The 16,589-nt window shown below is 63.0% G+C and carries 16 protein-coding genes; 5 read left to right on the top strand and 11 right to left on the bottom strand.

Going from position 1 to position 16,589, the window contains the following annotated elements:
- Positions 1-3: 3 nt before the first annotated feature.
- From ybeY to SZ64_RS08200, 3 genes are all read right to left on the bottom strand, one after another.
- Complete coding sequence (gene ybeY / locus SZ64_RS08210; RefSeq protein WP_054530372.1) at positions 4-495, bottom strand: rRNA maturation RNase YbeY; 492 nt, start codon at positions 493-495, stop codon at positions 4-6.
- Positions 496-538: 43 nt separating this feature from the next.
- Positions 539-808, bottom strand: coding sequence for a GIY-YIG nuclease family protein (locus tag SZ64_RS08205; RefSeq protein ID WP_241773008.1), 270 nt, complete (start codon positions 806-808; stop codon positions 539-541).
- Between the two features lie 138 nt (positions 809-946).
- Positions 947-1,978, bottom strand: a complete 1,032-nt coding sequence (locus tag SZ64_RS08200; RefSeq protein ID WP_054530370.1) for a PhoH family protein — start codon at positions 1,976-1,978, stop codon at positions 947-949.
- A 203-nt stretch (positions 1,979-2,181) separates the two neighbouring features.
- Between SZ64_RS08200 and SZ64_RS08195 the strand changes: the two genes are divergently transcribed.
- Positions 2,182-2,928, top strand: coding sequence for an SDR family NAD(P)-dependent oxidoreductase (locus tag SZ64_RS08195; protein WP_054530369.1), 747 nt, complete (start codon positions 2,182-2,184; stop codon positions 2,926-2,928).
- Between the two features lie 20 nt (positions 2,929-2,948).
- Here SZ64_RS08195 and miaB read toward each other — a convergent pair whose 3' ends face one another.
- The 8 genes from miaB to SZ64_RS08155 all read right to left on the bottom strand — a co-directional run bounded on the left by miaB (position 2,949) and on the right by SZ64_RS08155 (position 8,473).
- Entirely contained in the window at positions 2,949-4,283 is a 1,335-nt protein-coding gene (gene miaB, locus SZ64_RS08190; RefSeq protein WP_054530368.1) for a tRNA (N6-isopentenyl adenosine(37)-C2)-methylthiotransferase MiaB, read from the bottom strand.
- 49 nt (positions 4,284-4,332) lie between these two features.
- Positions 4,333-5,091, bottom strand: a complete 759-nt coding sequence (locus SZ64_RS08185; RefSeq protein WP_054530367.1) for a lysophospholipid acyltransferase family protein — start codon at positions 5,089-5,091, stop codon at positions 4,333-4,335.
- 12 nt (positions 5,092-5,103) lie between these two features.
- The gene (locus tag SZ64_RS08180) at positions 5,104-5,526 is read right to left on the bottom strand and encodes a Fur family transcriptional regulator (protein ID WP_054530366.1); all 423 of its coding nucleotides are present in this window, start codon (positions 5,524-5,526) and stop codon (positions 5,104-5,106) included.
- An 82-nt stretch (positions 5,527-5,608) separates the two neighbouring features.
- On the bottom strand, positions 5,609-6,049 hold the full coding sequence (locus SZ64_RS08175; RefSeq protein WP_054530365.1) for a MucR family transcriptional regulator: 441 nt from the start codon (positions 6,047-6,049) through the stop codon (positions 5,609-5,611).
- Positions 6,050-6,201: 152 nt separating this feature from the next.
- The gene (locus SZ64_RS08170) at positions 6,202-6,624 is read right to left on the bottom strand and encodes a GNAT family N-acetyltransferase (RefSeq protein WP_241773007.1); all 423 of its coding nucleotides are present in this window, start codon (positions 6,622-6,624) and stop codon (positions 6,202-6,204) included.
- Between the two features lie 38 nt (positions 6,625-6,662).
- Positions 6,663-7,283, bottom strand: a complete 621-nt coding sequence (gene tsaB, locus SZ64_RS08165; protein WP_054530363.1) for a tRNA (adenosine(37)-N6)-threonylcarbamoyltransferase complex dimerization subunit type 1 TsaB — start codon at positions 7,281-7,283, stop codon at positions 6,663-6,665.
- Between the two features lie 19 nt (positions 7,284-7,302).
- Complete coding sequence (locus SZ64_RS08160) at positions 7,303-7,896, bottom strand: malonic semialdehyde reductase (protein ID WP_054530362.1); 594 nt, start codon at positions 7,894-7,896, stop codon at positions 7,303-7,305.
- 1 nt (position 7,897) lies between these two features.
- Positions 7,898-8,473 (bottom strand): NifU family protein, encoded by a 576-nt coding sequence (locus SZ64_RS08155; RefSeq protein WP_054530361.1) that lies wholly within the window; start codon positions 8,471-8,473, stop codon positions 7,898-7,900.
- A gap of 98 nt (positions 8,474-8,571) precedes the next feature.
- Here SZ64_RS08155 and SZ64_RS08150 point away from each other — a divergent pair, with 98 nt between their 5' ends.
- The 4 genes from SZ64_RS08150 (at position 8,572) to SZ64_RS08135 (ending at position 16,536) form a co-directional block, all read left to right on the top strand.
- Positions 8,572-11,577, top strand: coding sequence for an insulinase family protein (locus SZ64_RS08150; protein WP_054530360.1), 3,006 nt, complete (start codon positions 8,572-8,574; stop codon positions 11,575-11,577).
- 100 nt (positions 11,578-11,677) lie between these two features.
- A complete protein-coding gene (locus tag SZ64_RS08145; RefSeq protein ID WP_054530359.1) occupies positions 11,678-13,051 on the top strand; it encodes a 3-deoxy-7-phosphoheptulonate synthase class II in 1,374 nt (457 codons plus the stop codon).
- A gap of 146 nt (positions 13,052-13,197) precedes the next feature.
- A complete protein-coding gene (locus SZ64_RS08140) occupies positions 13,198-15,024 on the top strand; it encodes a sensor domain-containing diguanylate cyclase (protein WP_054530358.1) in 1,827 nt (608 codons plus the stop codon).
- Positions 15,025-15,150: 126 nt separating this feature from the next.
- Positions 15,151-16,536: an MFS transporter gene (locus tag SZ64_RS08135; protein ID WP_054530357.1), complete on the top strand. Its 1,386-nt coding sequence runs from the start codon at positions 15,151-15,153 to the stop codon at positions 16,534-16,536.
- Positions 16,537-16,589 lie beyond the last annotated feature (53 nt).

The raw sequence follows: 16,589 nt of genomic DNA, 5'->3' as shown, positions 1-16,589 counted from the left end.
CTGTCATTGCTCGCGGTCGCCATATGGGTCTGCAATTCCCATTAGCGCAAGCGCCTTTGTTTCCAGCGCTTCCATTGCATCTGCATCGGCTGGGGATATTTCATGGTCATGACCGGCCAGATGCAGCAATCCGTGCACGATCAGATGTGCCGCATGATGTTCCAGCGGAACGCCCTTTTCCGCCGCTTCGCGGGCACAGGTTTCGTGCGCAAGGGCAATGTCGCCCAGCAATTCGGGCGGGCCTTCCGGGGCGAGGGCAAGCAGATCGTCCCGCTCCAGCATGGGGAAGGACAGCACGTTCGTGGGCTTGTCGCGCTGGCGCCATTCGCGGTTGAGCGAGTGGATTTCCTCGTCGGAAGTGAAGATCAGGCTGACGCACAGGCGCGGATTGCCCAGTTCCGGCGCGACTTGCGCAAGGGAATCGGCTGCCTGTTCTGCAAGGCTGTCCCACTGGCCGGCCGGCCAGGGCTCTTCAATGTCGATTTCGAGTTCCAAAATTTCTCCGTCGTCCTCGCGAAAGCGGGGACCCCGCTATAATTCATGCGTTAAGTGTGTCGAACAGATCATCCCAATCGGGATTCATCGTTTCGATCAACTCGATTTTCCAGGCGCGACGCCATTTCTTGATCGCCTTCTCACGAGCGATGGCGCCCTCGATCCGATCATGGAATTCCATATAGACCAACCGGGTGAAGCCATATTTAGCCACAAATTCCGAGCCTGTGCCCGCGCGATGCTGGACCATGCGGGCCGCCAGATCGCCCGTTACGCCTGTGTAGATGCCGCCGCGATAGCGGTCGCTTGTCATGTAGATCCAGCCGCCCTTACCCATCTTTCGTCATTCCCGCAAAAGCGGAAATCCCGCGATTTGTAAGGGCAGGTGATATCGGGAATTGCCTGATGGCCGAAAGGCAGCGGGACCCCCGCTTTCGCGGGGGCGACGACATTACCCCTCCTGCCCCTCATAGGCCTCGACAATCCGGCCCACGATGGGATGGCGGACCACGTCCCCGGTCGAGAATCGGGAGACAGCGATGCCTTCCACGCCTTCCAGCCTGCCGACGGCATCGTTCAGGCCGCTCATGTTCGGGCCGCCGGGAATGTCTACCTGCTTGGGGTCGCCGCAGATCACCATCCGGCTGTTCTGGCCGAAGCGGGTGAGGAACATCTTCATCTGTTCGCGCGTGGTGTTCTGCGCTTCGTCCAGAATCACGAAGGCGTCAGCCAAGGTGCGCCCGCGCATGAAGGCGATGGGCGCGATTTCGATTTCACCGCTGGCAAGGCGCCGTTCCACCTGTTCGGGCGGCATGCAATCGTACAGCGCATCGTAAAGCGGGCGCAGATAGGGATCGACCTTCTCCTTCATGTCGCCGGGCAGGAAGCCCAGGCGCTCGCCCGCTTCCACGGCCGGGCGGGACAGGATCAGGCGCTGTACGCTGCCGGTGATGAGCTGGCTGACCGCCTGAGCCACAGCCAGATAGGTCTTGCCCGTACCGGCGGGGCCAAGGGCGAAGATCACGTCTTCGCGGGCCAGTGCCCGCATATAGTCGATCTGCGCGGCAGAGCGCGGCACGATGGTTTTCTTGCGGGTGCGGATCATGATCGGCGGGCGTTCCGCATCGCCGGAAATGATGCCCTCCAGCGTCGGTTCGCTCGACATGGCGATCAGCGATTCGATGGCGCCGGAATCCAGTTGCTGGCCGGTCAGCAGGCGCTGATGCATGCCCTTCAGCACATCGCGCGCACGGGCAACGGCATCGTCGGGGCCTTCGATCTGAACCTTGTTGCCGCGCGCCGCGATATAGACGCCCAACCGGTTCTCTATCTGCACCAGATTGGCATCGAACTCTCCGAACAGCGCGCCAAGCACTGTCTGTTCGTCAAATTCCACTTCCACCCTTGCGCGGCGTGACGGGTCACGGCGGTCTTCGGGATGGGCGAGTGCCGCGTAACCGGCACGATCTGCTTTGCGGGCCATGCGCTCCTTTCGGTCTGTAACGGGGAAGATAATACAGGAGTGGGCGAGGGCAAGCGGGCGGGGCGTTTGTCCCGGTGGAAAACCACGCGGATGTTGCTTTTGTGCGTCGGGCTGAAAACGTTCTGCCGGATTGAGTCAGGACAAGGAAAGAACTGCTCGTCCATATATCCGCCTATCTTTCAGCCAAATATTGGAGAGCACGCATGACACAGGATTTTTCCGGCAAGGTGGCCATTGTCACGGGCGGGGCATCCGGGATCGGCGCAGCGATCGTGCGCGATCTGGCGGCGCGCGGGGCGAAAGTGGTCGTTGCGGATTACAATCTGGCAGGCGCGGAGGAACTGGCGGCAAAGGCCGGCAACGGGGCGCTGGCCTTCAGGGTGGATACCGCTGACGCCGCGCAGGTTAAGGCCATGGTCGATTTTGCCGTCGCGCAGTTCGGGCGCCTCGATCTGGCAGTGAACAACGCCGGGATCGCGGGTGCGGACAAGCCGGTGGGTGAAATCGATCTGGATGACTGGCACCGGGTTATCGACGTGAACCTGCACGGCGTGTTCTACGGCATGCGTTATCAGATTCCGGCCATGCTGGAGACGGGCGGCGGCTCCATTGTCAACATGGCTTCCATCCTCGGTTCGGTCGGCTGGCGCGGTGCGGCGGCCTATGTCACGGCCAAGCATGGCGTGTGCGGGATGACCAAGTCGGCGGCGCTCGAATATTCGGCGCAAGGCATTCGTGTGAATGCCGTTGGCCCGGCCTTCATCGAAACTCCGCTGATCGAAAATGCCATGACGGACGAGGCGCGGGCGGCGCTGGTCGGCATGCATCCCATCGGGCGGCTGGGCCAGCCGGAAGAAGTGGCTGCGCTGACCAATTTCCTGCTCAGCGATGCGGCCAGCTTCGTGACGGGCGCCTATTATCCGGTGGACGGGGCCTATCTCGCCCAGTGAACCGGGCGAAGGGGGGCGGGTCAGGCCGTGGCGGGTTGCAGCAGGCGGCCCGAGATGGAGTTCGGCCCGGCTTCCGCCAGTTCGACGGTAACGATGTCGCCAATGGCGGCATCGCCTTCGAAATGGACGGATTGCAGCCAGGGTGACTTGCCCAGCCACTGGCCGGGATATTTGCCCTTGCGCTCCACCAGCACTTCGCAGGTCTTGCCGATGGACGCCTTGTTGAAGGCCAGTTGATCGCGATTGAGCGCGGCCTGGAGGCGTTGCAGGCGCTCGTCCATCACCGAAACCGCGATCTGATTGTCCATGGTTGCCGCAGGCGTGCCGGGGCGGGGCGAATATTTGAAGCTGAAGGCGGCTGCATAGCCGACAGCATCGACCAGCCCGAGGGTCTCTTCGAACTCGGCCTCCGTCTCGCCGGGGAAGCCGACGATGAAGTCGCCCGACAGGGCAATGTCCGGGCGCGCCGCTCGGACGCGTTCCAGCACGCGCAGATAGCTCTCCGCCGTGTGGCTGCGGTTCATCGCCTTCAGCACCCGGTCGGAACCGCTCTGTACCGGTAGGTGCAGATAGGGCATCAGTTTGGCCACTTCGCCATGGGCGGCGATAAGGCCTTCCGTCATGTCGTTCGGGTGGCTGGTGGTGTAGCGAATTCGCTGCAATTCCGGTAGCTTGGCGAGTTCTTTGATGAGGCCGTCCAGCCCTACGGGGCGGCCCTTGTCATCCTCGCCTGTCCAGGCATTGACGTTCTGGCCCAGCAATGTGATCTCGCGTGCACCGGCTTCGACCAGCCTCTGCGCTTCGGCAATCAAATCCTTGTAAGGGCGTGAAATTTCTGCACCACGTGTGTAAGGGACAACGCAATAGGTGCAGAATTTGTCACAGCCTTCCTGCACGGTCAGAAATGCCGTCGGCCCAGCCCGGCGGCGGGCAGGCAGGGCCGCGAATTTGGCGTCGGCCGGCATGTCCGTATCGGTCGCCCGTTCGCCCAGAGTGGCCTTTTCCAGCATTTCCGGCAGGCGGTGATAGGCCTGCGGGCCGACTACCATGGAGACCGCCGGAGCGCGGGACATGATCTCCTCACCCTCGGCCTGTGCGACGCAGCCAGCCACGGCGATCAGGGGGCTGGAGCCGTCCTCGCGGCGCAACCGGCCGATATCCGAATAGACCTTCTCAGCCGCCTTTTCCCGGATGTGGCAGGTGTTCAGCACCACCAGATCGGCATCCTCGCCCTCTGGCGCGGCGGAAAGGCCGCGTTCTGCTAGCAATTCGGCCATACGCTCGCCGTCATAGACGTTCATCTGGCAGCCGAAGCTCTTGACCCTGTAGGTCTTGGGGGGCGGGCTCTGTCGCATGGTGGGGGCGTTTAGGGGAAATGCGGGCCGGAGTGAAGGGGGCGGCGATCTAGCGCCCCAGCGCGTTCCGCACTGCTTCCTGCGCGGCGATGGCCATGGTCTTGCGGCTGGCAAGCTGCTCACCTGTGAGCGGGGGCAGGAAATGGACAGTCAGGTGCAGCGGCCGCAGACGGGCGAGGATGCGCTTGAAATTGTCCAGCCCGTGTTCCTCGCCAACCCAGGCAATTCCCGGCACTTCACTATATGCCAGCAACACCGGCTGGATTGCGACGCCATCCGGAAGCGGGCTGACAGCGGAAAACAAGGCGCTCTTGAACGCAAGCAGGCCGGTCCCGTCGCTGGTGGTGCCTTCGGCGAACAGGGTGAGCGTGCCGCCATGGTCGATGGCATGACGCACATCCTCCACCTGCCGGGCGACGCTCGTCCGGTCATGGCGGGCAACGAAGACCGTTTCGTTCAGGCGGCAAAGGAAACGAAGAAGCGGGAAGGCCGACAGCCCGTCATGCGCCACGAAGGCACTGCCTGCCGTCTGGGCGAGACCGGGGATGTCCAGCCAGCTGACATGATTCGAAATCAGCAGGGCACCCGGCACGGGACGGCCGCGCCGTTCGATCTGCAAGCCGCAGATCGCCCCGATTCCGGTCAGGAAAACGCGCGGCCAGAACCGGTCCAGCCGCAGCAGCTTCCATAATCCGTGCAGAGGAAGGCACAGCGCGAGCAGTGCCACCATCAGCACGAGCTTGACGGCGATCAGCAGCCAGCCGAGCGGGGTGATGCGGGGTGGATCGAGGGCGAGTGCGCCGCTCATCGCAACGCCCCGTCAGTCCTCTCGATCGAGCCGGACGCCGTAAAGCTCCATGCGGTGATCGACCAGGCGATAGCCCAGCCTTTCGGCGATCACCCGCTGCAAGGCTTCCAGCTCGGGATCGACGAACTCCACGACCTTGCCGGATTCGACATCGATCAGGTGATCGTGATGGGCTTCCGGCGCCGCTTCATAGCGTGCGCGCCCATCGCCGAAATCGTGTCGGTCAAGAATGCCGGCCTCTTCGAACAGGCGCACTGTCCGGTAAACTGTCGCGATCGAGATCTTGGGATCGATCGCGGAGGCGCGCTCGTGCAGCAGCTCGACATCGGGATGATCCGTGCTTTCGGAAAGCACGCGGGCAATGATGCGCCGCTGCTCTGTAATCCGCAGTCCCCGCTCGTTGCAGAGCTGCTCAATATCAATGGGTTGATTCAACGCTAGCCCCGTCAATCAAAACGCCCCATGGGTTTTAGACCCATGGGGCGTTTTTTCAACCTGCAGTGAGACTTTGTAAGTCTCAGGCTTCCTTCTTGCGACGGCCGCGCTTCTGGCCGGGCTTGCGGCCAAGGCCGATCTTCTTGGCCAGCTCGCGGCGCTTTTCCGCATAATTGGGGGCAACCATCGGGTAATCGGCGGGCAGATTCCAGCGCGCGCGATATTCTTCCGGGGTCATGTTGTAGGCCGTCATCAGGTGGCGCTTGAGCATCTTCATCTTCTTCCCGTCTTCCAGGCAGATGATGTAGTCGGGCTTCACGGAAGCGCGCACGGAAACAGCGGGTTCCAGCGGAGCGACTTCGGGTTCGACCTTTTGGCCCAGACCGGCAAGGGCGCCGTAAATGTTCTGGATCAGGCCGGGAAGTTCTTCAACCGCGACGCTGTTATTGCTGACATGAGCAGCGACGATATCCGAGGTGAGCGTGATCAACGTCTCGGTCATGTCATTTTCGATGGTGTCCATAATTTCCTCAATTCCAGCGAGAGGGGGGCTCGCTTACGTGTTTTTCCGGTATGGGCCGGATTGCGCGCCTTGCATGAAACAAAATCGAAATTCAAGTGCAGTGCGGAAATGGAGAAGAACTGTCGCTGGGGATCAAGTTAAGCCTTTATGATTTAAAGCCCTAACGCAAAGGTAATGGCATCGATCCCGGCAATCGAACCTCGATTGTAATAATTCGGTCGCCTGCCCACCGGTTCAAATCCATGCTGGCGATAGAGCGCTTCGGCAGGATTGCCGTCCCGCATTTCAAGGAACATCCGTGTCACTCCGCGGGCGCGCGCATCGGCAATCAGGCGATCCATCAGGGCACCGGCAATGCCATTGCGCCGATGGGCGGGAAGTACGGCGATAAGCAGCAATTCCTCTTCATCCAGAATTTGTCTGGATAAAGTAAATCCGGCAGCTTTCCCATTTGCGTCAGGTACTTGCAGCTTCACGTCGAGCAGATGGCAGCGGCAATTCGCCAATACCAGCGCATCGCTGACCTGCCTGCGATTCCAGGCCTCGCCAAAGGCTGGATCGAACGCGCCCTCCATCACTTCCATGATGTGATCGACGGGATCGCGCGGTGCCGTCATGCGGGGGCACCCGGCAGGCGCGCGTCGGGCGCGCGGCCGTAAAGCGGGGCAAGAGCCGGTGTCAGCAGCGCGGCCGGCAACTGCGACAGGCGGCGCGCATCCGGCCACAAGGGCAGGGCCGTGCCGCTGCCTTTGGCGGCGACCAGCGATTCGGCCTGCGTCCCGGCCGTCAGTGCATGGCATTGGCGTGCAGCAGCCGCTTCAGGGCGCAGCGATTCCAGCGGGCCTTCGGGCATGCCGTCGGCGGAAAAGTCCTGGACGAACCATTCGCCATGGCCGCCGGTCATGCACACGGTGACGGGCTGTGCGCCCATGTCGCCGCGCGCCATGGAGGCAACCAGCGCCAGAGTTGGATAGCCGAGCATTTCGGCTTTCCACGCCAGCCCCAGCGCACGCGCGGCAGCAAGGCCGATGCGCACGCCGGTGAAGCTGCCCGGGCCGAGCGATACGCAGATCCGGTCTGCGCGGCCGCGTTCCGGCAATTGCGCAATCATCGGCACGAGGTGTTCGGCATGGCCGCGCCCCAGTAAGCGGAATTCGCCCACGGCCGGTTGATCGCCTTCGAACAAGGCGACGGAGCAGCCTTCTGTGGCGCAATCTATGGCAAGTGTCTTCATTGCGCTTAGCGCTAGCGCGTCACAGCACGCGATTGAAGACCTCGAAATCAGGCCGCGGGCTGCGGGGGAAGATCGTGGAGGGATCGCCATAGCCCAGTGTCGAGATGAAATTGGACTTCCAGCGCGGCTGATCGGCGAAGAATTCCGCATCTACCGCCGCATTGTCGAAGCCCGACATGGGGCCGGTATCCAGCCCCAAAGCGCGCGCGGCGAGGATGAAATAGGCGCCCTGCAGAGTCGAATTGCGCAGGGCGGAAAGTTCGCGGGCCGTTTCGTTTCCTTCGAACCAGCTTTTCGCGTCGGCATGGGGGAAGAGCCAAGGCAATTGCTCGTGGAAATCCACGTCCATGGCGATGATCACGCTGACCGGCGCCTTGCGAATCTTGTCACCATTGGTGCCGCCTGCATGCTTCGCCAGCCTTTCCTTTGCTTCGGGCGTGGTGAGCCAGATCATGCGCGCAGGAAGCTGGTTGGCCGAAGTCGGCCCCATCTTCACCAGATCCCAGATCTCATGAAGCTGCTCGGTGCTGACTGGCTTGTCGAGATAGCCATTATAGGTCCGCGCAGTGCGGAACAGCTGGTCGAGCGCGGCGTTCGAAAGAGGCTCGGCCATGTCAGGCGGCGCGCACTTCGGTGACTTCGGGCACGTAGTGCTTCAGCAGGCCTTCGATCCCGTGCTTGAGCGTGGCCGTGGAAGAGGGGCAGCCAGAACAGGCGCCCTGCATGGTCAGATAGACCACGCCTTCGCGAAATCCGCGATACTGGATGTCGCCCCCGTCGCCGGCAACGGCAGGGCGAACGCGGGTTTCGATCAACTCGCGAATCTGCGCCACGATGTCGGCATCGGCCGGATCGTCGCCCATGTCCTCTTCTTCCGGCGGTACGGCGATGTCGGCCGCGGTGCCTGCATGGAACAGGGGAGCCTGGCTGATGAAATGATCGAGCAGGATCGCCACCACCTGCGGCTTGAGCGCGGACCAGTCTGCGCCGGGTGCGGCAGTTACGGAAACGAAGTCCCGCCCGAACAGGACGTTGACGACTTCGCCCGTGCCGAACAGCGCATCGGCCAGCGGGGATGCTTCCGCAGCTTCCGGCGAAGTGAATTCCCGTGTGCCGCTGGCCATCACGGCCTGTCCGGGCAGGAATTTGAGCGTCGCGGGGTTGGGCGTGGTTTCTGTCTCGATATACATGGTCAGGGATTTAGGCGCGGGGCGGCTGTCCGACAAGGTAGAGCTTGTTTCGCGTCATTCACTATCCCTTCATGCCCTCGGCCCCTATTAGTGCGCCCATGAAGATCCATTCGCGCGCCGTTCGGCTGCTCGCACCGTTTCTTGCCTTGCTTGTTGCGGCCACGCCCGCCGTCCAGGCGCGGGATGATGCTTCATCTGTATTTGTGCCATCGGCCACCGCGCCGCTGCCTCCGGCCTCGCTCAACCCCGATGATCCGTGGATCTATCGCGGCGGCGACATTCCGCATGACAAGGATTGGCTGTTCGGCGAACTGCCCAATGGCCTGCGCTACGCAGTGCGTCGCAATCTCGTACCGGGCCAGCAGGTCTCGATCCGGGTTCGCATCGATGCCGGTTCGCTCAACGAACAGGATGGAGAGCGTGGCTTTGCCCATCTGATCGAGCATTTGACGTTCCGCGAATCCAAATATCTGGCCAACGGGCAGGCCATTCCCACCTGGCAGAGGCTGGGGGCGAGGCTGGGCTCGGACACCAACGCTATCACGTCGCCCACACAAACGGCTTATCAGCTGGACCTGCCCGATGCGACGGACGCCAAGCTGGATGAGAGCATGAAGCTGCTGTCCGGCATGATCCGCGAACCGCTGCTGAGCGATGCGAACATCGCTGCCGAGCTGCCGATCGTGCTGGCGGAAAACCGCGAGAATGGCGGGCCGGGCAAGCGCTTCTCCGACGCGTCGAGCGCGCTGTTCTACAAGGGGCAGTTGCTCGCCAACCGGGCGCCGTCGGGTACGGAGGCTACCTTGCAGGCGGCCACCAGTGCCTCGCTCCGGGGGTTTCACGATCGCTGGTATCGCCCGGAAAACACCACCATCGTGATTGTCGGCGATGGTGATCCCAACCGCTTCGCCGAGTTGATCGAGCAATATTATTCGGATTGGAAGGGCAAGGGCGCGCCGGCAAAGGCGCCCGATTTCGGCAAGCCGGTCGCCCCCGCAGGGGCGCCGGAAGTGGCCGGGCTGGACAGCCCGCTCGGCGAGACGAAGGTGCTGGTGGAGCCTGATCTGCCGCGCGGCATTATCGTTGCTTTGCTGCGCCCCTGGGGCAAGCCGATCGACAATCTGGAATATAACCGCGGGCTGATGATCGACCGGGTGGCCGAACAGATTGTCAATCGCCGGCTTATGGAGCGGTCCCGCGCCGGCGGCAGCTTCGTGCTTGCCAGCGTGGAACGGCGGGAAATGAGCCGGTCCGCCAATGTGACCTTCATCAATGTGACGCCCATCGGCGATGACTGGAAAGGCGCGCTGAACGATGTGCGCGCGGTGATTGCCGATGCGCTGGAAACGCCGCCGAGCGAAGAAGAGATCGCCCGCGAGCTTTCCGAGATCGACGTCAGTTTTGCCGATATGTTCGATCAGCGCGTCAATCAGCCCGGCTCGCAATTGGCGGACGATCTGGTCAGCGCGGTCGACATCAGGGAATCGGTTGCATCGCCCGAGACCTTCCTGACCGTCCTGCGCGCCATGAGGGACCGTTTCACTCCCGAAGCAGTGTTCGAGCATACCAGGAAGCTGTTCCAGGGCACAGTGACCCGCGCGATCATGTTGACGCCCAAGGCCGGTGACGCGACCGAAGCGCAATTGCGCGACGCCCTGCTGGAGCCGGTGGCGGCCGATAATGGCGCGCGCGTTTCAGCCGGCGCGCTCAGCTTTGCGGATATGCCCGTCATCGGCGCGCTTGCTCAGCCTGTCGCGCGCCACCAGATCGGCGTGCGCGAGATCGAACAGCTCGATTACGCCAATGGCGTCCACGCGCTGATCTGGCGGACCGATAACGAGCCTGGCCGGATCACGGTGCGCGTTCGCTTCGGCAGCGGTTACCGCGCCTTTGCCGCCGAAGATGCACCCTATATCAGCCTTGGGCAGTCCGCCCTCGTGGCTTCGGGCATGGGGCCGCTTGGCGCTTCGCAGCTCGACGCCATTGCCTCGGGCCGCAAGCTGGGCTTCGATTTCTCCATCGACAATGGGGCCTTCCAGTTCGAGGCGCAGACGAGGCAGGAAGATCTGGCGGATCAACTGTGGCTGTTCGCGGCCAAACTCGCCCTTCCGCGCTGGGATACGCCTGCCTTCGACCGGGCAAAAGCGATCGGCCAGCTCGGCTATGACAGCCTCAATGCCGATCCGATGAGCGTGATGAACCGCGATCTGGACTGGATTCTCGATAATCGCGATGCCCGCTTTGCCACGCCGACTCCAGCTCAGCTCAATCTGGCGACAGCGGATGGCTTCCGCCGGGTTTGGGAGCCGCTGCTGCGGCAGGGGCCGGTTGAGGTGATGGTGTTCGGTGACATCGATCCGGCCGCGACCGAGGCGGAACTGGCCCGCACATTCGGTGCCCTGCCGTCGCGCGCCCCAATTCCGCCCGAGGCACTGGCGCGCGGCGTGTCCTTCTCGCCCGTGCCGGCCGAACCGGTGGTGCTGCATCACAACGGCGAGGCCGATCAGGCCGCCGCCGTGGTCGCCTGGCCGCTGGGTGGCGGGGTGAAGGGCGTGCCGGTTTCGCGCGAACTGACGGTGCTGGGCGACATCTACAATAACCGCCTGCTCGATGCGATGCGCGAGAAGGCGGGGGCAAGCTACACACCCTTTGTCATGGCCAGCTGGCCGACCGATATCGAAAGTGGCGGACGCTTCATCGCGCTGGCGCAGCTCAAGCCGGAAATGGTGCCGGAATTCTTCGCCGTGGCAGACCAGATCGCAGCCGACCTTGCGAAGAACGGGCCGGATCAGGATGAGATCGTGCGCGTGACGGAACCGATCCTGCAGCAGCTGACGCGCGCGCTTTCCGCGCATGGCATCTGGATGAATCTGGTTGAGGGCGCCTCGATCCAGCCGGAACGGATCGCCACGGTCGGATCGCTGTTTGACGATTTCACTGTGACCACGCCGGAACGGATGAAGGAACTGGCTGCGCATTTTCTTCCCACCGGCCAGGGCATGCGCGTTGCGGTGATCCCGCAGGGGCAGCAGCTGGCCCGTTCGGCCCCGCGAAAGGGCGCGGGGGCGGGCACTTCGGCCGCCGCAAATCCCGCTGCGCCGTGAGATCGAAATAATCGATCAGAGTAGTTGAGAGTGTAACCTTTGCAATCTGGCGCGCGAGCGCCTATTTGCGCCGCCTTCCCATAACAGGCAGAGATGAAAAGTGGCTAAGAGCTGGACCCCCGAGGGCTGGAAGAACTTCGAAGCGAAGCACCTTCCGGTCTATGAAGACGAAAAAGCGCTGGATGTGGCAGTGGATACGCTGTCGGCTTATCCGCCGCTCGTCTTTGCGGGCGAGGCGCGCGCTCTCAAGGCCGAACTGGCCGAAGTGGTCCATGGCCGCGGTTTCCTGCTGCAGGGCGGTGACTGCGCCGAAAGCTTTGCCGAGTTCCATCCGAACAACATTCGCGACACGTTCCGCGTGCTGCTGCAGATGGCTGCTGTGCTGACTTTTGCCAGCAAGCAGCCGGTGGTGAAGGTGGGCCGCATGGCCGGCCAGTTCGCCAAGCCGCGCAGTGCCGCGACCGAGACGATCGGCGGCAAGGAACTGCCGAGCTATTTCGGCGACATCATCAATGGCATCGACTTCGAGGATGCCCAGCGCCGCAACGATCCGGAGCGGATGATCCGCGCCTACAGCCAGTCGGCTGCGACGCTGAACCTGCTGCGCGCCTTTGCGGGCGGCGGCTATGCGAACCTGCGCCAGGTTCACAAATGGACGCTGGATTTCATGGGCCGCAGCCCCTGGGCCGACAAGTTCCGCGACATTGCCGACCGTATCGGCGAGGCGCTGGACTTCATGGAAGCCTGCGGGATCGATCCGGAAAATGCGCCGCAGCTGAAGAGCGCGAGCTTCTACACCAGCCACGAGGCGCTGCTGCTTCCCTATGAGCAGGCGCTGACCCGGCAGGATTCGCTCACCGGCGACTGGTACGATACCAGCGCGCACATGCTGTGGATCGGCGACCGTACCCGGTTCGACGGTTCCGCCCATGTCGAGTTCCTGCGCGGGGTGCAGAACCCCATCGGCATGAAGTGCGGCCCCAGCCTTGAGCCGGACGCGCTGCTGCGCATGCTCGACACGCTCAACCCCGGCCGCGAGGCCGGCCGCATGACGCTGATCAGCCGTTACGGCCACGACAAGGTGGAAGCCGGTCTGCCCAAGCTGGTGCGCGCGGTGAAGCGCGAAGGCCATCCGGTGGTGTGGAGCTGCGATCCGATGCACGGCAATGTCGTGAAGGCGGAAAGCGGCTACAAGACCCGCCCGTTCGACCGCATCCTGTCGGAAGTGAAGGGCTTCTTCGCCGTCCACCGCGCCGAAGGAACCCATGCGGGTGGTATCCATGTCGAAATGACCGGTCAGGACGTGACCGAATGCACCGGCGGCGCCGTTGCGATTACCGACGAACGTCTGGCCGATCGCTATCACACCCATTGCGACCCGCGCCTCAATGCCGCGCAGTCGCTGGAACTGGCGTTCCTGCTGGCCGAGATGCTCAATCTCGAAGCGCAGCAGCGCCACGCCGACGCCGCCTGACGCGGCGGCCCGGTCTTCGGGAATGATTGCGGGCTCCGTGCTTCGGTGCGGGGCCCGTTTCATGTGAGGCGCGGCAAACCGTAGCCGCGCGATTTACCATAGCTTCACTCATCGCCTCTATATCTTGCAGATTGAGGAGGCGGGTTTTGGACAGCAAGATCGCCAGAAACTGGCTGTTTGCGGCAAAGGCAGCGATTGCGTGGCTGGTCTGCGCGATTGCATCCGTGTCGCTGCGCGATCAGGGTGGGGCGGTGTTGGTGCTGTGGCTGCCCAGCGCGATTGCCGTTTCCGCGCTTTATGTCTCCAAGCCCGGACAACGCCTGCCGCTGATCGCCATACTGGCGGTCGCCAATCTGATCTTCAATTTTGTGGTCGGCGTGGGTTTTGGCGATTCGCTCGGCTATATCGTCGCCAATCTGGTCGAGCCGATCGTGATCGTGGCGATAGCCCACCAGATCATCGGACGGCGCAAGCTGGAAGCCTTGCGGCTGCGCGACATGACGCTGCTGTTTCTTGGCGTGGTCGTCGGTTCGCTTTCCAGCGGGATCATTTCCCTTCCGTTCCGGCCACATCAGGAAGTGATACAGTTCGTCTGGTGGATTCTCACCACCACGCTCGGCACAACGGTCGGCGCGCCGATCCTGCTTTATCTGCACGACCTGTTGAGCAGGCGGCGCGACGACAAGTCGATCACGGCCGAACGCCTGCCGTTGTGGCTGGTGATCTCGATGATCACCCTGTTCGTCCTTTCGTGGCTGGCGCTGGGTTACAGCCATGTATCGCTGATTGCCGTGGTGGTCTCTGCGCTTGTCCTGATCGTCACCCGCTATGGCCAGATCGGCGCCTCGCTGGGCACTTTCGTGTTCGGACTGGCCGGAACGCTTCGCTCTATCGGTGGGCATACGCCGTCTGCGGCCTATCTGGAATTCACGCCGTTCGAGGCGGGGATCGTCCTGCAACTCGTGATGCTGTTGATGATGGCCACTTCGCTGCCGCTGGCGGCACTGCTGCTCGACAATGAACGGCTGGCCCTGCGGCTGAAGGCGCGCAATTCGCGCATGCGCGAGAACCTCCTGATGCTCAACATGGCGGAGGAAGTCGCGCGGATCGGGCGCTGGCGTTACGATCCGCGCACTGGCGAGCAGGACTGGTCGCGCCAGATGTATCTCATCAACGGGCTGGACCCGACTCTTGGGCGCGATCCGGGCGACCTTACGTCCATGCTGCCCGATGGCGGGGCCGAACTGTTCGGGCAGCTTGCCCATCACGCCCGCGACCGCGCGCGCTACAGCTTCGAATACCGCATCTGCCCGCCCAATGGCGACGAGCGCATCCTCAAGATGTATGCCACCAACCAGTTCACCGATGACGGAGAACTGGCTTGCATGTTCGGCGTGGTGATGGACGTGACTGAACATTACCAGCGGCAGGAAGCGCTGGACAAGGAACGCACGCGCGCCATGCGCCTGGCGGCGGAGGCGCAATATCTGGCTCACACCGATCCGTTGACCGGCCTTGCCAATCGTCGCCGCACAATCACGCAATTGCAGAAGTGCATCCGCCGGTCCGAACAGGACGGCAGGCCGACCGCGCTGATCCTGTTCGACATCGACCATTTCAAGCGGGTCAACGATACCAGCGGCCACCAGACCGGTGACGATGTGCTGGTGCGCATTGCCGATATTGCCCGCGCGCAGGCCCGGGCAAGCGACCTGATCGGGCGCATGGGCGGGGAAGAATTCGTCTGGCTGTTGCCCGGCGCCGGCTTGGATGAGGCACAGGCGGCGGCAGAACGGCTGCGTCACGCAATCGAGCAGGAAAGCGCCGAAGGCGGGCTGCCGCGCGTCACGGCCAGCATCGGATATGCATTGTGGCGCGAGGGCGACGATGCAAACAGCCTGCTCGCCCGCGTCGATGCCGCATTGTATGAAGCCAAGGATGCCGGGCGCAACAAGGTCCAGCAAGCCGCTTGACAGTGCGGCGCATCGGCGCGGCACATCTCCGATACCAAACTCTGATTGACGAGCATCTGTGGCACGGCCACTCTCCCGCCAAAGCAAATCGCGAAAAAAATTCGCGAAATCTGGGAGATCAGCCTGATGGCCAGCAGCACCGCCGAGACTCTCGGTGCGCAGGGGGAGCGTTTCGACGTAGAGGCCTTTATTGACGGGCGCCGGATCGGCGGCCGCGAAGTGATGATGCTCGTCGTCTGTTCGCTGGTCCTCTTCATCGACGGTTTCGACATGTATTTCTTTGGCAAGATCCTGCCTGCCATCGCGCATGGGCTGGATGCCAAGCCGGCCGACATGGATGTGGTGATCTTCTGGACCTATGTCGGCATGGCCGTGGGCGCGTTCCTGATGCCGCCGCTGGCCGACAAGGTGGGGCGGCGCCCGGTGCTGGGCCTGTGCGCCCTGTGCTTCGGCGTGCTCTCGATCATGGGCGCCTATGCCCAGACGGTCACGCAGATGGCGGTGTTGCGCGGCGTATCGGGCATCTTCTTTTCCGCGATGCTGCCCATCGGCCTGGCACTGCTTTCGGAAATGACGCCGCGGCGCTGGCGTGCTGGCTTCATGGCCATGGCGCTGGTGCTGTTTTCCGCCGGCAATGCCGCCAGTGGGGTGATCGCGGCATGGCTGCTCGATCTCTATGGCTGGCAGATCGGTTTCTGGGTCGGCGGCGTGCTCGGCTTCGTGGCGGTACCAGTGCTGATGCTGATCCCGGAATCGCTTGCTTTCCGCCTGGCCCGCAATCCGCAGGATCCGAAGATCCCGGCCACGATCAAGCTCCTCGATGCGAGTGCGCCGATTTCTGCTGGATCGACTTTCCAATATGGCAACAGGCCGCCTCGCGAGAAGAGCGGCGCCGGGCCCTTGGCCCTGCTGCACAAGCCCTATTTCCTGCAGACTATGATCCTGTGGGTCGCGTGCTTCATCTCGCTCGGCAATATCGCGCTGCTGACCAACTGGATGGCCACCTTCTTCCAGGAACTGGGCGGCATTCCGATTCAGGAATTCGCCGTGTCCGCGATGATTTCGTTCATCGGCGGAGCCACCGGCACGCTGATCATGGGCTTCCTGATGGACCGGGTGAATCCCTACTGGCTGATCGCGGCCTTCTTCCTGGTCGAGGCAGTCGCCCTGTTCCTGCTGGGGCAGGTGCCGTTCAGCAGCGGGATATTCCTTGGCGCGCTGATCGTGTGGAACTTCACGCAGGTGGGCGGACAGACGGGCATCAACAATCTCGCCACGCTCAGCTATCCGCCTGAAATGCGTTCAAGCGGGATCGGCTGGGCAGGGGGCTGGGGCCGCGTCGCGGGCATCGTGCTGGCGCCTTTCGCGGGGGCGGCCGCGCTGCGCATGATGCTGCCGCTGGAGACGATCATGACGTTGATAGCTTTCATGGCAGTCGCGGTGGCAGTGCTGATCGTGGCGCTGGGCATCTTCGCGCCTGCATTCGGCCCCCGGGCAGCATCCCGCCAGTAAGGCCGCAAAAGAAGCCGGGGGCGGGCGAGTTGCGGCGACAGGATATGATCGCA

This window comes from Erythrobacter sp. SG61-1L, assembly GCF_001305965.1.
GTDB lineage: Bacteria > Pseudomonadota > Alphaproteobacteria > Sphingomonadales > Sphingomonadaceae > Andeanibacterium.
This window is presented reverse-complemented; position numbering and strand designations above follow the sequence as displayed.